Origin of the sequence: Hymenobacter monticola, from assembly GCF_022811645.1 — a bacterium.
In the GTDB taxonomy this organism is placed as follows: Bacteria; Bacteroidota; Bacteroidia; order Cytophagales; family Hymenobacteraceae; genus Hymenobacter; species Hymenobacter monticola.
Genome location: NZ_CP094534.1, coordinates 4,987,259 through 5,012,626, shown reverse-complemented (window position 1 = coordinate 5,012,626; position 25,368 = coordinate 4,987,259). Strand labels below are relative to the sequence as shown.

Here is a 25,368-nt window from a genome sequence, read left to right as displayed (position 1 = left end):
CTTCCGCCCAGTACCCCACCGCTAAAACCGCCGGTTTTATGGACTCTTTTACGCTTCGTCCGATGCGCTGGCTGGCCCTGGCCGGATTGGCTACGGCCTGCGCCCCCACCTACGAACTGGGCCTGCGCCCCGCCCACATCACCAATCTTTTTGTGGAAGGCCGCGAGCAGGCCCAGGCCACCGCCGACAGCGTGGAAGTGCGCCTGAGCTTTGTGTGCTACGAGGCCAACCGGGTGGTATTTGAGGCCGAATACCGCAACCCCACGCGCCACTCCCTGGTGGTGGACCCCGCCGCGTTTCAGTACGAAGCCAGCCGCCGGCCCGCGCCCGTCCCAGGCCCCAAAGCCAAACGGCCCAAACCGCCGCTGGGCGTGGAGGTGACGGCCGCCGTGGCCGCCGCCAGCCAGTCGCTGCCCCTGCCGCCGCTGCCTCCCAAAGCCGTGGATGCTTTTGACCCCGAGCCCGAAATCTCGGCCCTGCGCACCAAAGCCGAGAGCGAGGCTAGCAAAGCCGCTCGATTCGACTGGCTGGGGCTGGCGCTTAGCGCGGCGAGCCTGGCAACTGATGTGGCCAGCATCGGCAAGCGCGAAACGGTGGCACAGTACCAGAGCCGGGCGGCCATCCGCGACGTGGCGGTGACCTACAACGTTATTTCGGCCGCCAACAAAATAGAGCACGCCGTGGCCTCCGACGTGCTGCGGCAGCGCGCCGCCATGCTCCAGGACTACGCCCTGCGCAAAGTGACGCTGGAACCCGGCCAGCAGGTGCGCGGCTACCTCTACTTCCCGCGCTACGACGCCGCCGATGCGCTGGTGGTGAAGGCGCCCGTGGGCAGCCGCGTGGTGCCGCTGGAGTTTGCGCAGGTGCGCCGCCGGCAATAGAAGCCTCTTTACTTGCCTGGATTAAACACAAAAAAGGCCCTTGCAGCTATGCCTTGTCCTTACCCACATCTTTGAAAGCGCTGGCTGATAGGCCAGCGCTTTTTTAGTTAGCTGAAATTATAGGTTCTGAGCGTTGCGAGGCGCGCCCATTCTACCAAACAGTGCCATCCTACGCCAAAGGGTTTGCCAACTTGGCGGCCCGTTGCCGCCGGGCTATTTGCTTAGCTCCTGAATGGCTCGTTCCTCTGCTTTCGTGGCCGCTACCGCGTTGCTTTCCAGCCAATAAGGGTATTCGTACCGGGTCCCCCGGCGGAATAACGGGCCCGCGTAGCGCTGCGCGTGGGGGATTGGAGCGGGGTTCGCGCCCAAATCCGTCACCACCAATTCGCTGGAGAAATTATACTGGGTTGGGGCTTTCGCCAACGCCACCACTTGCCACCCCCGCTCCATGCGAACAAACGCGGGATACACCCGGCCGTGCACCTCCCGGTATTCCAACCGCTTGTAGAACGTGGTCACGTTGGCGGACACGACACCCGCGCGCACGCTGTAATTGTACGGTTGCAAGGCCACGGGTACTTCGGACTCAATGCGCCGAATGTGCAGCGTGGTGGGGTCAATGTACACCGTCGCCTGCCGCAGGTGGCGTTCGGCGCGGGTGCGGGGCGTGCAGGTGATGACGTAACCCGTCGCCTCGTTCGTCTCCGCATCGGCGACCAGCACCTGGAGACGATACGTATAAAAATAGAACGCCGTGCTGTCCAGAAAAGGACTGCTTTGCAAGATGTTATAGTAATCGCCGGCCATTGTCACATCCAGGGGTTTGGGGAGCAACGCGGTCAACAGCCCCCCGCCGTGGGCGGGGGATTCCCCGACCCGCGACTGCAACACCTGGGCTTGGACGGTCGGGTGTTCGGGTTGCCGGGGATTGGCTTCCAAATAATAATCAATCAGCGCGTCGGCAAATTTGGTGTACACGCCGTCGCGGGTCACAAACTCCCGGTAGTAGGTTTTGAGCAATAACGGGCTGGCCATGTCGGCGCGCGTCTGGCGCACCGCTTGGTTGAGCAACGCGGTCGGCGAGGGCCCCGTGACGCGCACGGGGGCCAATTCCATCGCTTGGGGCTGCAAGGAAAAAACCGGCGGGTTTGCCAGCAGGGTGGCCGAAAGCGCCTGTTTCTGTGCCGCGTAGCCCAAGGCCTGCACGAGCACGGTATCTGCGGCGTGGCCGGCCACCTGCAAGCGAAAGGCCCCCTCGCCGTTGCTGACGGTGCCCACCGTTGTGTGCAAAAGGCTGACCGAAGCGTACGGCACGGGACGCTGTGTTTGGCCGTCCCGAACGGCACCCGTTAGCACCAGCGGTGCCAACGCTTGCCCCGTCGCGGAGCCGGCGCCCAAACTTCGCCCCAGCAGCAGAAAAGCGAACAATAACAAACGCATAGCAACAGCAACCTGAGCGGTGGTCAACCGGAGATGGAATGAAAAAGTCCCCTTGCGCGAGCAAGGAGACCTTTCGGTGCGACACCACGACCACCCGCGCTAGTCAGTGGTCCTGGTGTCGCACAGGGTTAGCCGCGGCGGCTCACGGCGCGGGCGGCTCGTTCCAGAAGATGATGGACAGGACCGCCACCACGGCCGCGCCGATGATAAAGCCGCCGTCCAAGGCCACCAAAAACAAGTACCACCCCAGCCGGTCGCCCCGGGCCGCGACGGTGGGCTTGGTGGGCCCTTGCGTGGTGGGGTACCACAAATTGTCGGGGTTTGCTTGCGCCGTTAACCAATACAGCGCGCTGTGCTCGGTGACCGAGGCCATCGCCAGCAGGCGGGCCGTCGCGGTCGCGTCCAGTCCGGCGTTTTCCACCAGGTCGGAAAAAGCGGCCACTTCTTGGCGCAGGTGCTCAAAAGTGCCCGCCGTCACCGTTTCCGCGTTGAGGTTATTCGCCGCGTATTGGTCCAAGGCATTGGCCAGGTAATATTCCTTTTCAGAAATAAGGTTTTGCTCGTACAGATACTGCAACGGATTGGTCATGGTGACCAACGGCGTTACCGCTTCTTTGAACGTAGCCCACGAAACAGGCGTCTGGGCCGGCAGATTCAGGCTTTCCGCGAAGGACACCGCATTCTCACAGGCAAAGTTGTAGACTTGCTCGTGGGTGAGGGAGGAAAACCCGGGTTGATGGGCGATGGCATCCAGCGTAAAATTATGGAAGAACCCCGCACGTCTTGCAATTTCATTGTCGGTCATAGAATTGAAAGTAGTTGATTTGGGATGAGGAAGTTAGCGCGCTTCAAGGTACTAACGTTTTTTTTCATCTCCATCGTATGCGGTGAATAGAATACGTCGATGCACCATAATCTTTGCGACGAGCTTTTGCCCCATGCCTTAAATGAAAAGCGCCGGCCTACCGGCCGGTGCTTTTTTTAGTCTTCCTCCAGCCGAAGCTGCGTGGCCAGCCGTACGCCTTCAACCAGTTGGCGCAAACTCAGCAGCCCCCGCCACAGCGTTTGCCAGCCCGGCGGCCCGTCGCCGGCGCGCCCCAAGTGTCCACCCAGCCCGGCCAGGGCGTAATACACCTCCCGCACGGTGGTAAGCGGACGTTGGCACTGCCCCCGCAGCACGCGCAAATAGCTGACCGACAAGCCGGCCCGCTCGGCCGGCGCGTCTGGCTGCTGGCGGCTGTGCTCGCGCAGGGCCACCAGGGCCAGGGCTACCACACTCAGCACGGCCACGGCCGCGAACAGGCGGGCCGCCGTTTGCAGTTGCAGCCGCTCGGCACCCAGCCCCGTTTTGAGGGCCTTGTGGAATTCCTCAATCAGCCAGCGGCTGGCGTACTGCCGCCCCACGGCCTGGGCCTGTGCGAGGTCGGTCACGGGAAAATCAGTCAGCAGCAGCCATTCCAGCCCCGGGATGCCATCGGCCCGCACTTCCCACACGCGCACGACCGTCGCGGCCACCGGCGCACCCTTGCCCGTGGCGCCCCCCGGCCGCTGGGGGGCCCGCAGGGCCAGCGGCGGGCTCCAACTCAGGTGCAGGGTCACCTGCCGCGCCGGCTGGCCCGGCCGTCCGCGCAACGACAGGGCCAGCGTGCCCTGGCTGGGCTGGGCGCGGGCGCGCTCGAAGAGGCGGCCAGCTGGTTCCTTGGCGGGCCCCACCACCAGGCCCCGGTCCTGGGCAGCGCGCACCACGAACCCCAGCCCTTGCTGCTGGCACTGGTACAAATGCTCATAGACATCCGCGCCCCGGTCGGCCACCACCACCCAGCGGGTGTCGGGTGGGGGGCTGCCCACCGCCCGCAGGCTCTGCGTCCACAGGGCCGATTCGCGGGCCCGGGCCTGCCGCAGGCGGGCCTGGTTGTGGGGACCGGCTTTTTCGGCGTCAGGCGCGGGCTGGCGCACATGAAACTGCTGGTCCAGCAGGCCCAGCAGCGGCAAGGGGGGGCGCTGGGCCCGAGACGGGGCGGGTCCGTCGGCGGGCCAGGCGGCGGCTAGCAGCGAATGGAGCAGCACCCCCTGGTGGCGAACCGTGCCCGGCCCCACGGGCCCCAGGCCCGGGCGGCGAGTGGCCGCCTCGGGCCAGAGCAGTTCGGTGGTGTCTTCCAGCAGCAGGTAGGTGCCCGGGGCCTGGAGCTGATGGCTAACCACGTGGCGATGCGGCTGTTGAAAGGCGTCGGGCGTGGCCTGTGGGTGGTCGAGCAGGCGATAGGCGGCCTTGCTGGCCCCGGCTTGGCCCTGATTCAGGCGCGGGATGCTGGCCCCGGGCTGGCGACACCAGCCGGCCGCGAGTAGCACCAGCCGCCGGCTCCGGCGCGCGTCCCCCAACGGTGCGGCCCCAAAATGATGCTGCGCCCAGCTTAGCGGGTCGCAGAAATGCGTAGCAATCGACATGACCGAAAGCTACGCGCTGGCCAAAAAAAACGCCGGCCTACCGGCCGGCGCTTCTCAATAAGATGTGGGTAAGGACAAGGCAGCTATGCAAGGGCCTTTTTTATGTGGTGAGCCTGGCGGTGGATGATTGTCAGGAATTTGCAATGTTGCGACGTGCGCTTCGGCGCCGGCGGGCGAGTGGGCACGGCTGATGATAGTGCGCTTTTGCGAAGCGCGCGGCTGGCAAGGCGGCGGTGATGGGTTCTGGCAACGTTCCCGGCAACGTTGCCGCTACTATTTCTGGCAGTTTGCATGGTTTAGCTGCGTGGGGTCTTCACTTTTGCTCAGGGCCATGCCGGAATTAAAGGCGGGGCAGGCTTACGTTTACCCACCAAACTGTTTTCGATGAAACCAACATTTACGCTGCAAGCCGCGCTGCTAACGGTGCTGCTTTTCCTGCTGGGGCAAGGCGCCCGCGCCCAAACCTATGACGCGGTGGTGGCCCTCGATGGCTCCGGGGCTTACCGCAGCGTGCAGGCGGCCATCAACGCCGCGCCCACGGGCCGCACCGCGCCGTTTACCATCTTCATCAAAAACGGCAAGTACCGGGAGAAGATTACCGTGCCGAGCAACAGGCCGTTTTTGCAGTTCATCGGCGAGAGCGTGGCCAACACGGTGCTGAGCTGGAACGACGCCAACACGCCGTCGTTCCCCGGCAACTCGTCCAGCTTCATCATCAACGCCTCCGACGTCAGCGCGCTGAACATCACCTTCGAAAACACCTACGGCGACGCGCCGCAGGGCCTGGCCATGTACATCACCGGCGACCGGGTGGCGTTCAAAAACTGCCGTTTCCTGGGCGGGCAAGACACTATGCAGCTCAACTCGCAGGCCGGCAACCGCAGCTATTTCAAGGAATGCTACATCGACGGCGTGGTCGATTTCATCTTTGGGGCCGGCCGGGGGCTGTTTGAAAACTGCATTATCTACCCCCGCACCCGGCGCGACGGCGGCAGCGGCGGCTACATCACGGCGGCCAACACCCAGCCCGGTCAGCCCTACGGCTTCGTGTTTCGCAACTGCATCATTCCCGAAAACCGGGGCACTACCACCTACACCCTGGGCCGGCCCTGGCAGAACGACCTGGGCTCGACAGCTACCGACCGCTCGGCCACGAAAGTGGTGTGGCTGAACACGACGATGGGCAATTCCATCAAGCCCGCGGGCTGGCAGTTGTGGGACGCCGGCACCGTGACCAGCGTGATTCAATACGCTGAGTACAAAAGCCGCGACTTCAGCGGCAACCTGGTGAACATCAGCCAGCGGGTGCCGTGGTCCATTCAACTGGCCGATGCCGACACGGCGAACTACACCCGCGCGGCGGTACTGGGCAGCTGGAATCCGTGCACGGTGGTGCCCAACTTCTGCGGCCACCAAGACCCGGCCATTGCGGTGTCGAATTTCTGGGCCGTGAAAGGCAGCGCCACGGCGCTTTCCAACCTGACGTGGAACAGCAGCTGGCTCATTGCCGGCGTGCAGTACCAGCTGTTCCGCAGCACCGCGCGGCGGGGCACTTACACCCCGCTGTACACTACCACGTCGGCGGTAGCCAGTAACATCAACTTCGGCACCACCGACGCCATTCCGGCGCCGGGCACGTCGTATTACTACTACGTGCGAGCCTCTAAATCCGGCCTGGCCACGCATGTCACCGATACGCTCGAAATATCGAGCACGCCCACCATCTTCACCACGGGCACGCTGCAGGCCTTTTTGCAGGGCGGCGCCACCCCGTCGGCCATACAGAATCTGCTGGTACGGGCCGAAAACCTGACGGCCGCCGTGACGGTGACGCCCCCAGCGGGCTACGAAGTCTCGGCCAATGGCGGCACCACCTGGTTTGGCAGCGCCGCGCCGCTGACGCTGGTTCCGGGCAGCACCGGCGGGGTGGCTTCCACCACGCTCAGTGTGCGCCTCAATGCCGGGTCCGTGGGCCCCTACGCGGGAAACCTGACGCTGGCCAGCGCCGGGGCCGCTGCCGTCAGCATCCCACTTGCGGGTCAGAAGCAGGCAGCGGCCCTGCCCCAGTCGGTGGTGCTGCAGTGGTGGCCCATGGCCCGCAGCAACCAGGACAGCACTGCCGTGCGCGCGGCCGCGCTGCAAGCCAGCACGCCCACGCTGCGCAAATTCGTAGTGTCGAATGGCTCGGCAACGGCCACCATACCGCCGTATTCGCGCACCTACGGCCAAGCATTCGCGCCCGTGGCCGACGGAGCCTGGACCACGGCCCTGGGCGGCAACGGCGGCAACCTGAACCGGACTTACTACGAGCAGTTCACCGTGGGCTCAAACAGCAGTGCCGTGCGGCTCGACTCGCTGGTGTTCAACGCCTACGTCACGGGCTCGGTGAGTAATACCAAGCTGGCCGTGGTGTGGTCGCGCAGCGGTTTCGCCACCGACTCAGCCGATGTGACCGGCAGCAAAGGGCCCGGCGGCATCCTGCTCAGCTCGGCCAATGGCGGGTTCACCACGCCAATCTTCACCACCAATGCCAGCAGCACCTACCGGCTGGCCTTTGCCGGCGCCACGGGCCTCACGCTGGCGGCCGGGCAGCGCCTCACGTTCCGCGTGTATTTCAGCTGCGGTTCCACCACCGTCACCACGCGCTTCGCTACCCTGAAAAACGTGCAGGTGAAGGGCGAGGCCAACGTGGTAAGCAGCACGCGTGGCGCGGCTGTGCAGGCCCTGCAACTTTACCCCAATCCCGCTACGGCCCAGTGCCTGATAACGCATCCGGCCGCCTCCCGCGAGGCCCGAATAGCGGTGTATTCGTCGCTGGGGCAGCGGGTTGCCACTGTGGCCTGCGTGGCGGGCTCCCAGCAAACGGCACTCAACCTCAATGCTTTGGTGGCCGGATACTACGTGGTGCGTTACATCAGCGAGGCCGGGCAGTTCGCAGTGCCTTTGCACAAGGAGTAACCGGGCTGGCCGGGGCGAATGTGCCCGGCTGGCTGAATCGAAAAAGGAAAGGGAGGCAGAGCCGCACGGCTTTGCCTCCCTTTCCTTGTTTATGCTGCGGTTAAATTCAGAATGCCATGCCGAGCGCTCTGCGCATCAAGCCGAGGACCGGGCCATCTCGCTTGCTTCGCTGCGATGCTATTGATTACTGCTGCACGCGAGCTGCCTCGGCTGTGCTCAGCATAAGGTTTTGTTATTCATCCAACCTGCTACCTACCCCAGGTCGGAAAGCTCCAGCCAGCGCAGTTCCTTCTCCTCTAACTCCTGATTCAGCGCCGACAACCGGGCGCCCCAGGCGGCGAAGTCCTGCGGGGTGCCCGCACCGCCGTTCAGTTTGGCGGTGATTTCCTGCTTCTCAGCTTCCAGCGTCGCCATGGCTTTTTCGAGCTGCTCGTACTCCTTTTTCTCGGCGAAGGTGGCGCGGCGTTTCTGCGGCGTGGCCGCTACGGCCGTGCTCACGGCGGCCGGCGTGATGTTGGCTTTTGCCGCGGCGCGGGCGGCTTTGGCAGCTTTTTCTTCTTCGAGTAGCGCGGCTTCGGTTTCGCGCTCGGCCAGGTACTCGCGGTAGTCGGTGTAGTTGCCGGGGAAGTTGAGGACGGCGCCGCCGGGCTCCAATACAAACAGGTGTTCGGCGAGGTGGTCGAGGAAGTACCGGTCGTGGCTGACGATGAGCAGGCAGCCGGTGAAATTCAGCAGGAAATCTTCCAGGATGTTGAGCGTGGCCAGGTCGAGGTCGTTGGTGGGCTCGTCAAGAATGAGGAAGTTGGGGTTCTTGATGAGGACGCGCAGCAGCTGCAGGCGCCGCTTTTCGCCGCCGCTCAGCTTGCTCACCAGCGTGTATTGCTGGGCCGGCGGGAACAGAAACAGATTCAGAAACTGGCTGGCGGTGAGCACGTCGCCGTTGGCTAGCTCCACCACTTCGGCCACTTCCTTCACGATGTCGATGACGCGCTGCGAGGGGTCGAATTCCAGCTCGGTCTGGGTGTAGTAGCCAAACACGGTGGTCAGGCCCACGTCGATGGTGCCGCTGTCGGGCTTGAGCTTGCCGGTGAGCATGTTGAGCAGCGTAGACTTGCCCGCGCCGTTCGGCCCCACGAGGCCAATCCGGTCCTTTTTCTTGAAGACGTAGCTGAAATCGTCGAGCACCACGTTGTCGCCGAAGCGCTTGTTGAGGTGGTCGGCTTCGATGATTTTGCCGCCCTGGCGGGTGGTTTTCACGCTCAGCTCCACCTGCTGCTTGCTGAGGTTGGTGCTGGCTTTTTCCTTGGTGACGTAGAAGGCGTCGATGCGGGCTTTTTGCTTGGTGCCGCGGGCCTGGGGCATGCGGCGCATCCAGTCGAGCTCTTTTTTGAAGAGCTGGCGGGCCTTTTCCACTTCCACGTTTTCGCGCATTTCGCGGTCGGCCTTTTTCTCCACGAAGTAGGCGTAGTTGCCCTGGTAGCGGTACACCTGGCCCTTGTCGAGCTCCACGATTTCGTTGGCCACTTTGTCGAGGAAGTACCGGTCGTGGGTCACCATCAGCAGGGTGAGGCTGGGCGAGTTCAGGCGGTTTTCGAGCCACTCGATGGTGGCCAGGTCCAGGTGGTTGGTGGGCTCGTCGAGCAGCAGCACGTCGGGCTCTTCGATGAGGACGCGGGCCAGGGCCACGCGCTTGCGCTGCCCGCCCGAGAGCTGGGCCACGTTGCGGGTGAGCAAGTCGCCGAGGATGCCGAGGCGGCCGAGAATCTGCTGCACCTGGGCTTCGTAGTCCCAGGCGTTGAGGGCGTCCATGCGTTCGAGCACGCGCTGCAGGTCGTCGGGCTTGTGGTCGGGGTCGTTGACGACGTGCTCGTACTCCTGGATGGCGCGGAGCGTGTCGTTCTGGCTGGCGAAGATGGTTTGCTCCACGCTCAGGCTTTCGTCGAACACGGGGTTCTGGCCCAAGTAGGTGACGCGGATGCCCTTGCGCACGCTCACCTCGCCGGTATCGGGGGCTTCGAGGCCGGCCAGCACCTTCATGAGGGTGGTTTTGCCGGTGCCGTTGATGCCCACAAAGGCCACGCGCTGGCCCAGGTTCAGGCCGAAGTTGAGGTCTTTAAACAGCCAGCGGTCGGCGTAATTCTTCGAGATGTTCTCGGCGGATAACAGGTTCATAGGCCGCAAAGGTACGGCCGGGGCGGGCGGGGTGCTATTCGCAAGCCGTGATGGCAGCTAGCTTCTAACCCGCACTATTTCTTCTACAAGCTTAGGATACATGACTTGTAGTTCCGCGCCACCTTTAGGCTCTCGGTTCATCGTTCTTTCCATCGAGTCGTAGTGAATGACTTCGGGAAATTGGTCGGCTACGGCATCCCTTATTTCCGAATCGTCTTCATTATCGTGGTTGACAGAATAAGCTTCATCGGCTACGTAGAGCAAACCTTCCCCCCAAGTGTCACCAATATTGAAACTGTATTTGCCATTGACTAAGGCGTTGATGTCTTGGCTTATTTCAGTAAAGAATTCATATCCTTTGAGCAATAGCCAACAACGGAAGTAAATAAAACCGTCATCCGACAAGCTGTCGTCAAAAATGATTGTTTCATTCTCTTTCTTAAAATCACATTCCAAGATGATTGATAATTCTGCGATTTCAGCGGTATGGAGTTGATTCAAATACATCTGAAGTTGCTTCTCAAATTGAATTAACTTTTGCTTGCCGCTTTTGGAAAGCAGTTCCGTTAAATTTTCAATGTGCTCTTCCGTGTCATACTCCGACCAGTCGGCGTTACGCTTTTTGTTTGACTTTTCGATACTGCGCCAAAAGAATTGCTGACTAACTTCGTCGGATGTAAAAACGGGCTTTGCTGGAATGACTTCGTTTTCGGCGAGTTTGGTATAACCCTTTTTGATTTTCTGTTTGATAAGCTTTTCAGTATCGGATAAACAAGCTTCAGCAGATGCGAACTGCTTTTCAGACCGGCGGCCTTGCGTACCTACTGCACCGGAAGAAATAATTTGCTTGGTGCCTTCGGCTTCAGCCGTCCAAAACTTGTTTGAGGTAGCGTCCTGAAAAAATAGCTGCTGTCGCATCGGGTATAGCTTGAGATTCTGAATGCCAAACTTAGTTCAAAGCTACTTTAAGCATCTCCAGCCCCACTCGCGGCGGCCGACACGCCCCGTCGCGGTGGGGGGGGAGGGGCGGCATAAACTGGCTTTGTTCACCAGCCGCAAACTGTTAGCTTCGCAAAAGCGTTAGAGAATTACAAAATATGTAATCGTATGGTCGTGCTGGCTAAATCGGCGGTGAAGGAAGCAGCCATTCGGTACCCCGGCTGTGCCAAGGCGCTGAACGAGTGGTTCGACGTGACCCGCGCCGCCAGCTGGAAGGATTTTCTGGCTGTGAAGCAAACGTACCGGAATACCGACTACGTGGCCCCCGACCGGCTGGTATTTGATGTGTGCGGCAACCGCCTGCGGGTGGTGACGCTGGTGCATTTCAGCACCCGCACGCTGTACATTCTGTTCATCGGCACGCACGCCGACTACGATAAACTCGACGTGAGCACGCTCTAATCTCTAATATTATAAATCCCCTCACTATGACTATTCGCACCGCCACCGAATACCAGGCCGCGCTGTTGGAATTGAAACGGCTCATCACCACTGCTCCTGAGGGCGACGCGGCTATCGCAACGTTGGCCGAAGCCATTGACGACTTTGAGATTAAAGCTGGCCATGGCCCGGTGCGGCTCGATACGCTCATTGGCCGGCTGGAAATCGAGATGTTCAACCGCCAACTCAACCGCAAGCAGATGGCCGAATTGCTGGGCATTCCCGCCAGTCGGTTCAGCGACTTGCTCAATGGCAAAACCAGCGTTACGATGAGCCTCGCCAAGAAGCTCCATAAAACGTTGAACATCCCGGCGGATTTCATTTTGGAAGCGGCCTAGCATTCGTTTCTCCTGCCCCTGCCGCGGCGCCCGACACGCCCCGGCGTGGCGGGGGCGGTGGGACCTTGGCCCCGCCAGCGCTGCCGCCTTATAGCGCCAGCGTCCAGCTGGTGCCGTCGCGCTGCTCGAAGCGGATGAGGCCGTAGTCGCGGTCGATGTAGAAAACCGTGGCGGCGGTGACCCGGCCCTGGGCGGCATTCAGGGGATTGGTGATGCGCCACACTTGGGCGTAGGTGCGGGTGCCGCTTTGGAAGTTGCGCAGTTCCGTCACGGCCGGGGCCTGGGCGAAGGGCACGGTGATATTGGCGCTGGCGTCGAGGTAGGTGGCTTGGGCCTGGCCGGTGGCGAAGCGGTAGGTGAGGGTGGCGTAGGGCACGCCGGTGCCGGGCGACTGGTCGCGCACGAGCAACTGCGGGCCATCGGGCAACTGCTCTACTTGGGCCACGAAGCTGTAGCCATAAAGGGAGGCGAAGGCATAGGTGCTGCGCAGTTCGCCCGACACGGTTTCGCAGGCCGAGGTGCTGGCCTCCAGGTAGCTCTGGCTCACGTTCAGGCAGCCGCTGAAGCTGTCGGTGAGGCCCGTGCTGCTGCTGGCGGCCACGGGGGGCGCCGTGGTGTAGGTGCAGGCCGGTGCGCGGTTAAAAAACTGGTTGTAAGGCGCCTCCAGCGCCAGCACGCGCTGCCGGGGCACGCATTCGGTTTCGCAGCCGGCTAGTAGCCCGGTGGCAGCCAAGGCCACGGCGGCCCACCCGCGCCGCAGGGTTAGAAGCGCGCCCATTGCTCGTTGTTGCTATACGTAAAACCCACCAGGCCCTGGCCCGGCCGCAGAAAAAACCGCTGCGGCTGCACCGCCGCGCCCGTAGCAACGCGCGAAAACTGATACACGCCGAAGAACGTGCGGCCGGCCAGCCGCACCGAATCGAGGAACACGGCCGTGCCGCCCAGCGCCGTGGGCCGGGGCTGCCGGTAGGGCGCGCGGGCCACTGGGAAGCCGGCCGTGTACTGTTGGTTGAACACCAACACCACCATGTCGGGCAGGGTATCGGCAGCGGCCCGGCTGAACAGGCCATGCGCCGAGGCGGTGCCGGTCAGGTCCTTGAACAGATTGAAGCGCAGGTCGAGATTGAGGCCGCGGCCCCGGTAGTGCTGCACCACTCGGCGGGCGCGAAAATAAGCCTCACAGGGCGCCGCCTGTGGGTTGAGCACACTCTCTTCGTAGCTGGGGTAGCTGCCGAGGAAAGCGGGCAGCGTCACCGAATCGGGCGAGGCCGGCGGGGGTACCCGGTCGAGCACAGCCCGGTAGCCGTTGGAATTAATGAAACGCAACGAATCGGGGGCCGGCGCGGGCAGCCACCCCAGCGAACCGGGCCGCAGCGACAAGCCGCCCAGGTACTGGCCGGCGCAGGGCGGCTCATAACAGTCATCGCAGTTGGTGCCGCAGCGCAGGGCCAGGCAGGGCACGAGGGCCAGCAGCCAGCGCCGGGAAAAAGTAGTAGCCCGCATAGAAGGAAGAGCAATGGGCGGGGGCAGAGGTTGCATGGCCCTGCGTGGCTCATTCGATAAAAGAACCCCGAACCACCGCAAAACAGACTAGAAGATGCCCTGTCGGCTCTTTTCTAATGAAACAACGACCTTGGCCCCGCAGACGCGTTAGCCTGTGCAGCCTGCCCTGCCGCTCAGGCTTCGGCCCACTGGTAGCGGCGCTCTTTCCACTCGATGGGGCGGGGCCAGGCGGTGTAGGCCAGCACGGCCAGCGACATGGCCAGCAGGTAGAACTCGTAGCACAGCAGCACCGGCAGTGCCTCGCGCCGCCCGGCCTGCCCCAGCGTGATACTCAGAAACAGGGTTTGCAGCAGCACCTTGCCCGCGTACAGCGCCGCTATGGTGCCCCAGGGCAGCAGCCCCGGCCAGCCCAGCACCGTGTAGAAGAGGCCGTAGGAGTAGAACAGGCCGCTCATTTGCCAGGGCAGCTGGCCGGCGCCCCGCATCCAGCGCTTGCGCTGGCGCAGCAGGCAGTGCCAGGTGGGCTGTGGCTCTGAAACGCCCAGCGCGCCGGGCGCCACTAGGTTGCGGTAGTGCCAGCCCTGGGCCACCACTTGCCAAAACAGCTGCAGGTCTTCGCTGACGCTAAAGGCCAGCGTCTCGTAGCCACCGATTGACTCGTAGGCGGCGCGGCGCACCAACATGTTGTTGCCCACGGCCGTCACGGGCACCCCGTGGTCGGTAAGCATCCGGATGAGGCTCAGGCCAAACAGCCAGTCGAGCCCCTGCAGGCGGCCAAATAAGCCGCCCTTGGCGGTGGTGATGCCCGTTACGATGCCCACTTCGGGCGGGGCGGCCGCGGCCAGCAGCGTGCGCACCCAGTCGGGGGCGAGGGCCATGTCGGCGTCGGTGATGAAGAAGTAGTCGGTGGTAGCGGCGCGGCAGAGGTGGGCCAGCACGTTGCTTTTGCCGCGGGCCGTGCCCAGGCGGTCCCGGATGCGCAGCAGCCGGAACTGCGGCTTATCGGCAATGAAGCGCTGCACCACGGCCACCGTGTCGTCGGTCGAAGCGTCGTCGCCAATCAGGATTTCCAGCAGTTCGGCTGGGTAGTTGAGTTGGGCCAATGCGTGCAGGCAGCGCTCAATGGCATGGGCTTCGTTGCGGGCCGCAATGAGGATGCTGACGCGCGGCAGCGCCGCCAGGGCCGCGGGCGTGGGGCGCCGGCGCCACACCAACCCCAGCACCACCGCAAACAAGCCAAAGAATACCGAGAAAAAAACCGTGGGAAATAGCATGAGCCGGAGGTAGCGGAAGGAGCAGAAACCACCTCACGACTTTGCGCGAGCTGCCTACCGGCTATACGTCCCGCAACGGCTGGGCTGCGAATCAGGAAATACGCATTCTGAAGGGGTGAAAACGGTATTCGTCGCTCCGCATAAATCCCGGGCAGGAACACGAGGCGGCAAAGAGTTGACGGTTGCTATGGCACGGGCCGCACCTGAATTTTCCGCCAATCCGAGGGAAAAACACTAGCGGTTGGAGTATACCGCCACCACTGCCCCTCCGCCTGCAGCCCCTGCGGCGGCGAGCGATGCTGCCCGTTGCAGGTAGCGCCGGGTATCTGTTGTGGCCGCATTGCAACCAATCAGTTATGGGCCGGCGTCTGTTGTTGCGGTTGGTGGGCTGATTATTCGTTCGTTTCGGATGATACAGAACAAGCGACCCGTCCAAACAATGTCAATGTCAAAGATGAAAAACTGGCTATTGGGTGCCTTGGTAGGGAGTAGCCTGACGCTGCCGGGCTACGGACAAGGCCGCGACACTGCTTTTGCGGTGCACAAGCTGTTTGTGCAGCGGCGCCACGGCAGCGATGCCTTGCTGACCACGGCGGGCGAGATGGCGGCTTCAACCACCGTGGCCGGCGCCGTGAGCGGCCTGGTGGCCGGGGCGGCGCCTGCAGCCGTCGGCCTCAGCCAGGCCGCCCGCTTCAGCGCCGAGCGGGAGGCAGCCATCCTCAGCAGCTACGCCAGCGGCTGGCCCATTCCGGCCGACGTGCGCCGCAAGCTCCGGCGCAAGCATTTCCACCGCACCAAGGCCGACGTGCTGCTGGGCCGCTGAGGGCGGTTTTACCCTTCGGCCCGTAGCACTTCCAGCGGCGAGCGGCGCAGCACTTCCCTGCTATTGAACACGCCAATGGCAGCCGTGAGCACCGTGACCAGCGCTGCCAAGCCCAGCAGCGGCAGCAACGCCGCCGCAAAGCCCACTTCGAACACCCACACCGCCAGCGCCCACGCCGCCAATACCGCTAGCGCGATGCCCGCCAGCGCTGCCAGCAGCCCCAGTAAGCCGTACTCCACCAGCGTGATGCGCAGAATCTGGGCCCGGCTGGCGCCCAGCGTGCGCAGCAGCACGCTTTCGCGCACGCGCTGGTAGCGGCTGATGACCACCGCGCTGCTCAGCACCAGCAGTCCGGTGAGAATGCTGAAGCCCGCCATGAAGCGGATGACGAAAGAGATTTTGCCCACAATGTCGTTGAGCGTGGTCAGAATCAAACCCAGGTCGATGGCCGACACATTGGGGAATTGCCGCACCAACTGCTGTTGCACGGCGGCCAGCGCGGCCGTGCTGGGCGTGCGCGTGAGCACCACCTGAAACTGTGGGGCCTGCTCCAGCACCCCTACTGGAAACACCACCAGGAAACTGGGCTGCACCCGGCTCCGGTCAATCTCGCGTGTGCCCCCAATGATGGTGCGCATGGGGGAGCCCTGCACGTTGAAATCCAGCGTGTCGCCGAGGCTAAGCTTGGTGCGCTCCAGATAGCCTTTCTCCACGGAAATGCGCGGCAGGCCATCGGGGCCGAGGGTGGGCATGGTGCCAGCAGTGAGTTTTTCAGAGGAGTTGAGCGAGTCGCGGTAGGTGACGCGGTACTCGCGGGTGAGGGCCCAGGCCGGGATGCCGCGCGCCGTATCCTTCTTAATAACCGAAACCGACGTGCCGTTGATGGCCGTCAGGCGCATGGTCACGATGGGCACCCGCTGCAATACGGGCAGCTTTTGCGCGGTCAGCAGGGCCTCCACGCCGGCGCGCTGCTCGGGCTGAATGTCGAACAGCACCAGGTTGGCCGACGACTTCTGGCCGGCCACCTGCACCCGGCTCAGCAGCAGGGCCTGGGTAAGAAAGAGCGTAGCCAGCAGGAAAGTGCCCAGCCCGATGGACGTGACCAGCGTGAGCGTCTGGTTTTGGGGGCGAAAGAGGTTGGCCAGGCCCTGCCGCCACACGTAGCCCCAGCCGCCGGGAAAGAAGCGCCGCACCGCCGCCATCAGCAGGCGACCCAGCCCGGCCAGTGCCGCAAAGGCCGCCAGCAGCCCCGCCCCAAAGCCCAGTGTGAGCTTCCAGTCGCGCGTTTGCCCGTAGGCGAAGGCCAGAATGAACAAGCCAATAATGCCAATTACCAGCCCCCGCAGCGGGTCGGGTGCGGCCGTGTCGTCCTCCACCGCCGTGCGCAGCACCCGCAGCGGCGACACCCGCCGGATGCTGAGCAGCGGCAGCAGGGCAAACAGCACCGCCATCAGCAGGCCCGTGACGAGGCCCGTCAGCACGGCCGTCCACGACACGCTCACGGTAATGGCGACGGGTAAAAAGTCGCCCAGCACGCGGGGCAGCAGCGTTTGCACGGCCGCCCCCAGCGCCGCGCCCAGCACGGCGCCCACCAGCCCCAGGCCGGCGGTTTGAATCAAATAAATCAGCAGCGCCTGCCGGCCGCTGGCGCCCAGGCAGCGCAGCACGGCCACGGCGGCCAGCTTTTCGCGCACGTACAGATTCACGGCGCTGGCCACGCCCACGCAGCCCAGCAGCAGCGCCACGAAGGCTACCAGGCTGAGGTAGCGGGTGAGGTCGGCGAAGGCGCGGCCGGTGCTTTTCTGGCGCTCGGCCACGGTGTCGGTGTCCACATCGGCTGCGTCGAGGCGGGCTTGCAGAGGCTTGAGCACAGCCGCCGCGTCGGTACCCGGCGCGAATTGGTAGGCGCGGGTGTAGCGCACGCGGCTGCCGCGCTGCACCAGGCCGGTGCCCGCCACCAGCGCCTCGGGAATGAACACCGTGGGCGCCACCGCCGTGCTGATGCCCGACTGCCCCGGCGTTTTCAGCACCCGCCCCACGATGGGCAGCGTGAGCTGACCCACCTGCACCGAGTCGCCTACCTTCGCCCCAAACTGCGCCAGCAGCGCGTCATCAACCAGCGCCCCGGCCCTGCCGCCCGCTTGCCCAAACTGTCCAGCCGCCGCCTTCGGCTCGGTTTCCCAATCGCCATAAAAAAAACCGCCCGAGCGCGCCCGCACCTGCGCCAGCCGCGTGCCCCGGCCCGGCCGGAATTGCACCAGCGAGGCAAACGACACCTCCCGTACCTGGGCCGTGCCGAGGCTGCCCAGCGCGGGTTCCAGCTTGGCGGGGAAGGGCTGGTTGGCGCTCAGCACCAGGTCGGCGCCCAGCAGCTCGCGCGCCTGCTCGCTGATGCTGCGGGCCAGGTTGTCGCCAAAGGAGTTGATGCCCACCAGCGCCGCAATGCCCAGCACAATGCTGGCCATAAACAGCAGCAGCCGCGCCCGGCTGCGGCGGCTGTCGCGCCACGCCATGCGGAAAAGCCAGGAGGTAGCGGGGCGGGCGGCGGGGAGGGGAGGTGAAGTCACAGTAAGAAAATAGGAAAGCAAGAAACGCCGGTAAGGCAGCGGCATAGACGAATAAGCGGCCGATGCACTTTACTGTTCGGCGATGCATCTTGCGAAATACACTTCCTCGCCATGTTAGCCCCGAACCGTTGTTTACGCCTCTTTACCGCGCCAAGTAGCGGAAATAGTGAAAAACCTGGCATCCACTGTGGCTGGTGGAACTTCTTGTCGCTCGTTCTGATGCTGGGTATGGTGGGTTTGCAGGCCTGTCAGGCAATTAGGCCAACAGTGCCTGTCACCAATAGCATCCCTGCGTCCGTAGTTGCTGAAGCAAAAACGGAGCGGCCTATTACCGTGCGGGGAAAAGTGTTCAGCATCAAAGACAGCTCAACTATAGTTCCAGGCATGGAATTGATTTTCCGGGATACATATCCTAACGCAGTTGAAGGGGTTTTTCGCGTTCTAACTGGACCAGAAGGGGCCTATAAAATCGACCTGAACGCCGGCCATATTTATGAAGTCGCGCTAAATAAAGACGGACGCAAAGTAGAAATTCAGCAGTATGCACCACCCGGGGTGCTTGGCGATTCTAGTTTTCTCGTCAAGGATTTTTACACTACCTATATTGATGATTGTTGCAGCGATGATTTCATGTCCCGTATTATTTATTTCGATACCAATCGTTCTGCTTTACGGTCGAATTCATTGACGCAAATAGCGGAGTTCATCGGATACTTTCGGCAGATGAAAGTTGATGGGGCTATTGTGCTGGTGTCAGGGCATGCCGAGCCATCCGAGGTTCCGCTTGGACACTTTAAGCGCGAGCAATATCTAACAGGAATAGGCTGGGAGCGAGCGAAAGCAACGTGTGCTTATTTGGCAAATCATGGAATTCCTGCCAACAAATTGTTTATGGTAAGCTATGGTGGCCAGCGTCCAGTGTCTTATAATTATTCACCTGAAGAGCGGCAGCTAAATCGTAGGGCAGAACTTCGATTTAGCTCGCTGGAATATCTCTCTTGGCGAAGCAATGCCCGAGTCGTGCCTTACAAAAAACCTGCTTTGCCAGCAAGAAGACCAAGGGGCAGCAAGCTTGGGTCCCATGATAGCAGCGAAAGCAACTTGCCAGCTAAACAGAAACATTAGCCTCCACCACCTTGCCACCGCGCAGCCGCAGCGTCCGTTGCGTCTTGGCGGCCAGTTCCATGTCGTGCGTCACGAGCACCAGCGTGGTGCCGGCTTCACGGTTCAACTCGAAGAGCAGGTTCACCACCCGCTCGCTGGTGTCGGGGTCGAGGTTGCCGGTGGGCTCGTCGGCGAAGAGTAGGGCGGGGCGGTTGGCGAAGGCGCGGGCCAGGCTCACGCGCTGCTGCTCGCCGCCCGAAAGCTGGGCCGGGTAGTGGCCTGCCCGCCCGGCCAGGCCCACGCGGTCGAGCAGCTCCCGGGCCGTTTGGGCGGTGCCGCGCTGCCCGCGCAGTTCCAACGGCACCAGCACATTTTCGAGGGCCGTGAGGGTGGGCAGGAGCTGGAAGTTCTGGAAGATGAAGCCCACGTGCTCGTTGCGCACGGCGGCGCGTTGGTCCTCGCTCAGCTTATCAAGCTGAATGCCGTTGAGCCACACGCTGCCCGAAGTGGCGCGGTCGAGGCCGGCGCACAGGCCCAGCAGCGTGGTTTTGCCCGAGCCCGAAGGGCCGACGATGGCAAAGGTGTCGCCGGCCTGGAGGTCGAAGCTGACGGCGTGCAGCACCGTGAGGGGCTGGCCGCCGCTGGGGTAGGTTTTGGTGAGGTTGTCGACGCGGAGGATGGACATTTACTGGGGGAGGAGGGAAGGAGGGTATGGGGGCAGGAGGGAAAAGGCCGTCATGCCGAGTGCCGCCGAGGCATTTTACATGCCTCGTCAGGCTCCCCGCTCCTTTGGGAGAGGGGTCGGGCGTGAGGCGCCACGTCAGAACGCTTCGAGCGAGATGCCTCGGCGGCGCTTGGCATGACCCTTAGGTTTTGTTTCGACGCTACCCCACAACCACCCCGCCCGTCGTTCGTTACCAAAGACGCGAAAACCTTCCCGATGTTTTCCGGCTTTCCGCTTTCGTGCCCAAAACTTCTTCCATGCGTCTCGTTCGCCTCACCTTCGCCGGCCTGCTGGCGCTGGCTTTCACTGCCTGCAATTCCAACTCGTCTTCCGAAACGGCGAAGGCCCCGGAAGCTACTTCGGCCAAGCCCGCCGCGGGCAATAAGCCCGGTGCCAGCACCGGCAAGAAGCGCCTGCTCTTCTTCGGTAATAGCCTCACCGCCGGCTACGGCGTGGAGCCCGACGAGGCCTTTCCGGCCCTGATTGGCGACAAAATCGACTCGCTCAAACTTAACTACGAAGTCATCAACGCCGGCCTGAGCGGCGAAACCACCGCCGGCGGCCGCAGCCGCGTGGGCTGGATTCTGCGCCAGTCCGTCGACGTGTTCGTGCTGGAGCTGGGCGGCAACGACGGCCTGCGCGGTCTGCCCCTCGCGGCCACCCGCGAAAACCTGCAAGGCATCATCGACACGGTGCGCCGCCGCAGCCCACAAGCCCAAATTGTATTGGCCGGCATGCAGATTCCCCCGAACATGGGCCAGGCCTACGCCAACGACTTCAAAGCCATCTACCAGGAAATGGCCACCAAAAACAAGCTCGTTCTCATTCCCTTCCTGCTCGAAGGCGTGGGCGGCGACCGGACGCTCAACCAAGCCGACGGCATTCATCCCACGCCCGCCGGGCACCGCATTGTGGCGCGCACCGTATGGGCGGTGCTGCAACCGGTGCTGCAATAGGGTAGGAGGGTTGTGGGGGTAGGAGGGAGTGAGGAGAAAAAAAACTCTTACCCTCATGCCCTCGCACCCTAACATCATATCACCCGCACGCCGTCTAGGTTCACTTCGTCGCGCAGCAGCTCCAGGTGGCGGTAGGCGCGGGGGCGGCCGGCGTCGGTGCTGAGCTCGGGCAGGGGCGCGCGGGCTGCGTCGAGGGTGAGTTGGGTAAGCTTGCGCTCGCCGAGGTAGATGGCCACGGGACGGCCCAGGCGGGCGTCGTGAGCGGCCAAGGCGTGGTCAATTTCGGCCAAAATGGTGCTCATGGCAAATTATTTGAGCGTGATGGAGGCGGAAATATAGCAAGCTTTTCAAATAAGTAGGAACATTCCGCGAAGGACGTGGCGCTAATGCAGCACATAGCCAGCCGGCGCCGCGGGCTACCTTTGCCTTATGACTACTGCTGCTGCTCCCGTGCCCGCCGCTGCGGCCGCGCTGGCCACCCGGCCCATTGGCATGTTCGATTCCGGCATTGGCGGCCTCACGGTGGCGCGGGCCGTGGCCCGGCGCCTGCCCCACGAGCGCATCGTGTACTTCGGCGACACGGCCCACCTGCCCTACGGCGACAAAAGCACGGCCGCCATTCAGGCCTACTCCATCAAAATATGCGACTTGCTGCTGCGGCAAAACTGCAAGTTGATTGTCATTGCCTGCAACTCGGCCTCGGCCGCGGCCTACGAGCTGGTGCGCGAATACGTGGGCAGCAAGGCCAAGGTGTTGAGCGCCATCGACCCCATTGTGGCGCACTTGGGCCGCGCCTACGCCGGCCGCCGGGTGGGCCTCATCGGCACGAAGCAGACAGTGAACTCCAACGTGTACAAGAAAAAGGTCGACGACCTCGACGCGGGCGTCGACCTGCACTCGCTGGCCACGCCCCTGCTGGCGCCTATGATTGAGGAAGGCTTTTTCCGAAATTCCATCTCCGACGACATCATCGGCACCTACCTCAGCCACGCCACGCTAGCCGACATCGACGCCTTGGTGCTGGCCTGCACGCACTACCCCCTTATCAAGGAGCAGATTGCGGCCTACTACGCCGGCCGGGTGGATGTGCTGGACGCTTCCGATGTGGTGGCGGCCGAAGCCGAAGCTTACCTGGCGGCCCGCGGCCTGCTGGCGCCCGCGGCGGCCACACCACCCGCGCACCATTTCTACGTATCGGACTTCACCCGCTCGTTTGAGGAAAGCACGCGCATTTTCTTTGAGCAGGAAGTGCACCTGGAGCATTACCCGCTGTGGGAATAACGCCTGGCAACCATTGGGCCCCTCGCAGGGTCATTATTCCGTAACCTTTCACCCGACGCGCCGGCTTACCTTTGCGCAAGGTGACTCCGCCTTTTCATCACTTCTTCATCTTTTTATTTTCGTTCACTTTTACTCCTTCTGTATGAAGCAATTCTTCGCTGCCAGGCTGCTCAAGTGCCTGATGTTTCTGGCGTGCCTGTGGCCCTTGGTGGGCTCGGCCGCGCCGTTCACCCCCGGCAACATTGTGGTGTTGCGGGTAGGCGATGGCTCGGGCTCGCTCTCCACGGCGGCTACGCCTGCTTATTTGCAGGAGTACACCCCGGCCGGGGTGCTGGTGCAAACCATTCCCTTGCCCACGGCCGTAGCAGGCAACAACCGCATCCTGACCGTGTCCGGCTCGTCGAGCACCGACGGCGGGATGACGCGCTCGGCCAACGGCGCCTACTTGGTAGTAACTGGCTACGACGTGGCAGTAGGCACGACCGGCGTGGCGGCCACGGCTTCGGCCACCAACAACCGCATCGTTGGCCGCATTGCCGCCGATGGCACCGTTGACACCAGCACCCGCATCGACGATGCTTACAGCGGCAATAACCTCCGTTCGGCGACAACAGTCGATGGCACGGCATTCTACACGGCCGGTTCGGGCGGTGGCGTGCGCTACGTGCCGTTTGCTAACCCCGGCGGCACGTCCGGCACCACGGTTTCCATCAGCACCACGCCCAGCAACCTACGCTACGTCAATACGTTTGGCGGCAACCTCTACATCAGCAGCGGCTCTTCGCCCTACATCGGCCTTAGCCAGGTGGGTACGGGCTTGCCCACTACCGCGGGCCAAACGGCCACGCTGCTGCCCGGCTTTCCGGGCACGACTTCCTCCACCGTGGGCGTCAGCCCACTGGCTTTCTATTTTGCCGACCTGAGCACCACGGTACCCGGTGTTGACGTAGTATATGTGGCCGATGACGGCGCTACTACCGCCGGCGGCGGCATCCAGAAATGGAGCCTGGTAGGCGGCACCTGGACCCTGAACGGCGTCATTACCGGTACCGTCATTCGCGGCCTCGATGGCCAAACCAACGGCACCACGGTGACGCTGGTGGGAGCGGGCAACGGCGGCTTCACCCTGCTCACCGACAACGCCGGCTATAACGCCGCGCCCAGCACCACCACCGTTCCCGCGTTTATCGCCACGGCCGGTTCCAGCACCGCCTTCCGCGGCGCGGCCTTCGCCCCGGTAGCTGCCGCGGTAGCCGCGCCCACTATCACGAGCTTCACGCCCACCAGCGGCGCTGCAGGTGCTACCGTGACCATCACGGGTACCAACCTGACCGGCGCCACGGCCGTGACCTTGAACGGCGTGGCCATCAGCGGCTTCACTGTAGTGAATGCCACCACCATCACCTTTACTGTGCCGGCAACCGGCGCCACCAGCGGCACCATTGCCGTGACCACGCCCGGCGGCACCGTAACCAGCACCGGTACCTTCACGGTATCGGCACCCGTAGCCGCGCCTACCATCACCAGCCTGAGCCCGGCTACGGCCACGGCCGGCGGCGCGGCCTTCACCCTCACCGTCACCGGCACCGGCTTCGTGTCGGGCTCGGTGGTGAACATCGGCACCACGGCCCTGACCACCACGTTTGTGTCGGCTACCTCGCTCACGGCCGCGGTGCCGGCCAGCGCCATTGCCACGGCCGGTACTTATAACGTAACGGTGGTGAACCCCGCTGCCAACGGTGGCACCTCGGCCGCCAGCACCTTCACGGTAACTTCGGCCGTGGCCGCGCCCACCATCACCAGCTTCACGCCCACCAGCGGCGTGGCCGGCGCCACCGTCACCATTACCGGCACCAACTTCGCCGGCGCCACCGCCGTGACGCTCAATGGTGTGGCCATCAGCAGCTTCACCGTGGTGAATGCTACTACTATCACTTTCACCGTGCCGGCTACCGGCGCCACCTCCGGCACCATTGCCGTGACCACGCCCGGCGGCACGGCCACCAGCACCGGCACCTTCACGGTGACGCCTGCTGCGGTGACGCCCACCATTACGCAACTGACGCCCGGCGTGCAAGTAGTGGGCGGCGCCCCCCTCACGGTGACGATTACGGGCACGGGCTTCACGCCCACCTCGACCGTGAACTTCAACGGCGTTTCGTACGCTCAAACCACCAGCACGGCCACCACTATTGAGGCCGTGATTCCGACCAGCGCCTTCACTACGGCCGGCTCTTTCCCCGTTACGGTCACGAACGCGGCGGGTACTTCCAACGCCTTCACCCTTACGGTGAACAACCCGACCACGGCCGGCGCTTTCGAAGACTTCGAAACCGGCACCAAAACGGGCTACGCCGCCGGCACGGTGACCTTGGCCAGCGGCACCTGGACCTTCTCCGACGCCCTCCTAGGCAACGCCTTCAACGACCGCGCCAATGGCCTGAAGTCGGCTCGTATCCGCGTGGGCTTCATCCGCATGGACTTCGACAAGCCGAACGGCGCCGGTACGGTTATCGTGAACGCCGGTTCTTTCGGTAACGACCCGGCCGCCAGCTTCATCCTGGAAAAATCGACCGACGGCGGTACCACCTTCACCGCCGTGGCCGGTGCGCCGACGACGCTCACCAACGTGCTGACGCCCTACACCTTCACGGTGAACCAGGCTGGCAACGTGCGTTTCCGCATCACCAGCACGTCGACCGCTACCTCTTCGCGCATTAACATCGACGACATCTCGATTTCGAACTTCACGGCTCCGGCCACGCCCACCATCACGAGCTTCACGCCCACCACGGGTGGCCCTGGCACCATTGTGACGGTGACCGGCACCAACCTCACGGGTGCTACGGCCGTGCGCATCGGCAACTTCATCGTGAACATCTTCACGGTGGTGAACGGCACGACCATCACCTTCACCGTGCCCGGCGGCACGGGCACGGTGAGCGGCCCGATTTCGGTGGTGACGGCGGGTGGCACGGCCACCAGCACGGGCATCTTTAACCTGGTATCGGCTGTGGCGGCTAGCCAGGAAATGCCCGGCCTCACGGTGTTCCCGAACCCCGCGACCGACCGCGTGACCGTGACCCTGCCCGCCACGGGCGCCGCTACGGTGGCCCTGCGCGACCTGGCCGGCCGCCTGGTGCTGGCTCCGGCTACGCTGGGCGCCGACAAGCAAGTGCTGCTGCCGGCCACCCTGGCCGCCGGTGTGTATGTGCTCGAAGTGCGCCAGGGCGAGGTATTCGCCGTGCGCCGCATCGTAAAAAACTAATTGCCGACCTCGGGTAGCCCCCGATAGAAGCCTAGGAAAAGCCCCCGCATTTGCGGGGGCTTTTTTGCTGAAAGGGGTTTTGGCATTTGGCAGGAAAGAAGGGGCATACAGGTAGTATTGTCGGGAACGATTGCGCAAGTAAATGCGCCGTTGGGCTTGGCTGCGCCGTGAACCCGTCGGACTTTTAAGCCCCT

20 protein-coding genes are annotated in these 25,368 nt (G+C 63.2%); 9 read left to right on the top strand and 11 right to left on the bottom strand.

Going from position 1 to position 25,368, the window contains the following annotated elements:
• Positions 1-62: 62 nt before the first annotated feature.
• Entirely contained in the window at positions 63-881 is an 819-nt protein-coding gene (locus MTP16_RS20960) for a hypothetical protein (RefSeq protein ID WP_243513455.1), read from the top strand.
• Positions 882-1,094: 213 nt separating this feature from the next.
• Here the strand turns inward: MTP16_RS20960 and MTP16_RS20955 are convergent, their stop codons facing one another.
• The 3 genes from MTP16_RS20955 to MTP16_RS20945 all read right to left on the bottom strand — a co-directional run bounded on the left by MTP16_RS20955 (position 1,095) and on the right by MTP16_RS20945 (position 4,766).
• Entirely contained in the window at positions 1,095-2,321 is a 1,227-nt protein-coding gene (locus MTP16_RS20955) for a carboxypeptidase-like regulatory domain-containing protein (RefSeq protein ID WP_243513453.1), read from the bottom strand.
• Positions 2,322-2,463: 142 nt separating this feature from the next.
• Positions 2,464-3,126 carry a hypothetical protein gene (locus MTP16_RS20950; RefSeq protein ID WP_243513452.1) on the bottom strand — a complete coding sequence of 221 codons (663 nt, stop codon included), beginning with the start codon at positions 3,124-3,126 and terminating at the stop codon, positions 2,464-2,466.
• Positions 3,127-3,302: 176 nt separating this feature from the next.
• Entirely contained in the window at positions 3,303-4,766 is a 1,464-nt protein-coding gene (locus MTP16_RS20945; protein WP_243513451.1) for an IS4 family transposase, read from the bottom strand.
• A 384-nt stretch (positions 4,767-5,150) separates the two neighbouring features.
• On the opposite strand from MTP16_RS20945, the gene MTP16_RS20940 reads away from it, so the two are divergent.
• Positions 5,151-7,724 carry a pectinesterase family protein gene (locus tag MTP16_RS20940; RefSeq protein WP_243513447.1) on the top strand — a complete coding sequence of 858 codons (2,574 nt, stop codon included), beginning with the start codon at positions 5,151-5,153 and terminating at the stop codon, positions 7,722-7,724.
• 252 nt (positions 7,725-7,976) lie between these two features.
• On the opposite strand, the gene MTP16_RS20935 is transcribed toward MTP16_RS20940, so the two are convergent.
• Positions 7,977-9,896: an ABC-F family ATP-binding cassette domain-containing protein gene (locus MTP16_RS20935; RefSeq protein WP_243513445.1), complete on the bottom strand. Its 1,920-nt coding sequence runs from the start codon at positions 9,894-9,896 to the stop codon at positions 7,977-7,979.
• Positions 9,897-9,953: 57 nt separating this feature from the next.
• On the bottom strand, positions 9,954-10,814 hold the full coding sequence (locus MTP16_RS20930) for a DUF4240 domain-containing protein (RefSeq protein WP_243513443.1): 861 nt from the start codon (positions 10,812-10,814) through the stop codon (positions 9,954-9,956).
• 195 nt (positions 10,815-11,009) lie between these two features.
• Between MTP16_RS20930 and MTP16_RS20925 the strand changes: the two genes are divergently transcribed.
• Both MTP16_RS20925 and MTP16_RS20920 read left to right on the top strand, forming a co-directional pair.
• Entirely contained in the window at positions 11,010-11,297 is a 288-nt protein-coding gene (locus MTP16_RS20925; protein ID WP_243513440.1) for a type II toxin-antitoxin system HigB family toxin, read from the top strand.
• A 26-nt stretch (positions 11,298-11,323) separates the two neighbouring features.
• The gene (locus tag MTP16_RS20920; RefSeq protein WP_243513439.1) at positions 11,324-11,674 is read left to right on the top strand and encodes a helix-turn-helix domain-containing protein; all 351 of its coding nucleotides are present in this window, start codon (positions 11,324-11,326) and stop codon (positions 11,672-11,674) included.
• Positions 11,675-11,762: 88 nt separating this feature from the next.
• On the opposite strand, the gene MTP16_RS20915 is transcribed toward MTP16_RS20920, so the two are convergent.
• The 3 genes from MTP16_RS20915 to MTP16_RS20905 all read right to left on the bottom strand — a co-directional run bounded on the left by MTP16_RS20915 (position 11,763) and on the right by MTP16_RS20905 (position 14,451).
• Positions 11,763-12,452 carry a hypothetical protein gene (locus MTP16_RS20915; protein WP_243513438.1) on the bottom strand — a complete coding sequence of 230 codons (690 nt, stop codon included), beginning with the start codon at positions 12,450-12,452 and terminating at the stop codon, positions 11,763-11,765.
• Positions 12,437-13,177 carry a hypothetical protein gene (locus tag MTP16_RS20910; RefSeq protein WP_243513436.1) on the bottom strand — a complete coding sequence of 247 codons (741 nt, stop codon included), beginning with the start codon at positions 13,175-13,177 and terminating at the stop codon, positions 12,437-12,439. Before MTP16_RS20910 ends, MTP16_RS20915 begins: the two co-directional genes overlap by 16 nt.
• A gap of 173 nt (positions 13,178-13,350) precedes the next feature.
• The gene (locus MTP16_RS20905) at positions 13,351-14,451 is read right to left on the bottom strand and encodes a glycosyltransferase (protein WP_243513434.1); all 1,101 of its coding nucleotides are present in this window, start codon (positions 14,449-14,451) and stop codon (positions 13,351-13,353) included.
• 454 nt (positions 14,452-14,905) lie between these two features.
• Here MTP16_RS20905 and MTP16_RS20900 point away from each other — a divergent pair, with 454 nt between their 5' ends.
• A complete protein-coding gene (locus MTP16_RS20900; RefSeq protein ID WP_243513433.1) occupies positions 14,906-15,274 on the top strand; it encodes a hypothetical protein in 369 nt (122 codons plus the stop codon).
• An 8-nt stretch (positions 15,275-15,282) separates the two neighbouring features.
• On the opposite strand, the gene MTP16_RS20895 is transcribed toward MTP16_RS20900, so the two are convergent.
• Entirely contained in the window at positions 15,283-17,787 is a 2,505-nt protein-coding gene (locus MTP16_RS20895) for an ABC transporter permease (RefSeq protein ID WP_243520100.1), read from the bottom strand.
• A gap of 165 nt (positions 17,788-17,952) precedes the next feature.
• Here MTP16_RS20895 and MTP16_RS20890 point away from each other — a divergent pair, with 165 nt between their 5' ends.
• Entirely contained in the window at positions 17,953-18,966 is a 1,014-nt protein-coding gene (locus MTP16_RS20890; protein WP_243513431.1) for an OmpA family protein, read from the top strand.
• Here the strand turns inward: MTP16_RS20890 and MTP16_RS20885 are convergent.
• Positions 18,950-19,630 carry an ABC transporter ATP-binding protein gene (locus MTP16_RS20885; RefSeq protein WP_243513429.1) on the bottom strand — a complete coding sequence of 227 codons (681 nt, stop codon included), beginning with the start codon at positions 19,628-19,630 and terminating at the stop codon, positions 18,950-18,952. The two genes, MTP16_RS20890 and MTP16_RS20885, sit on opposite strands and share 17 nt — an antisense overlap.
• A 296-nt stretch (positions 19,631-19,926) precedes the next feature.
• Between MTP16_RS20885 and MTP16_RS20880 the strand changes: the two genes are divergently transcribed.
• Positions 19,927-20,625, top strand: coding sequence for an arylesterase (locus MTP16_RS20880; protein WP_243513427.1), 699 nt, complete (start codon positions 19,927-19,929; stop codon positions 20,623-20,625).
• A gap of 74 nt (positions 20,626-20,699) precedes the next feature.
• On the opposite strand, the gene MTP16_RS20875 is transcribed toward MTP16_RS20880, so the two are convergent.
• Positions 20,700-20,927, bottom strand: coding sequence for a hypothetical protein (locus MTP16_RS20875; protein ID WP_243513425.1), 228 nt, complete (start codon positions 20,925-20,927; stop codon positions 20,700-20,702).
• A 127-nt stretch (positions 20,928-21,054) separates the two neighbouring features.
• Here MTP16_RS20875 and murI point away from each other — a divergent pair, with 127 nt between their 5' ends.
• Positions 21,055-21,906: a glutamate racemase gene (gene murI, locus MTP16_RS20870; protein WP_243513424.1), complete on the top strand. Its 852-nt coding sequence runs from the start codon at positions 21,055-21,057 to the stop codon at positions 21,904-21,906.
• Positions 21,907-22,048: 142 nt separating this feature from the next.
• Positions 22,049-25,174, top strand: coding sequence for an IPT/TIG domain-containing protein (locus MTP16_RS20865; protein WP_243513421.1), 3,126 nt, complete (start codon positions 22,049-22,051; stop codon positions 25,172-25,174).
• Positions 25,175-25,368: the final 194 nt, after the last annotated feature.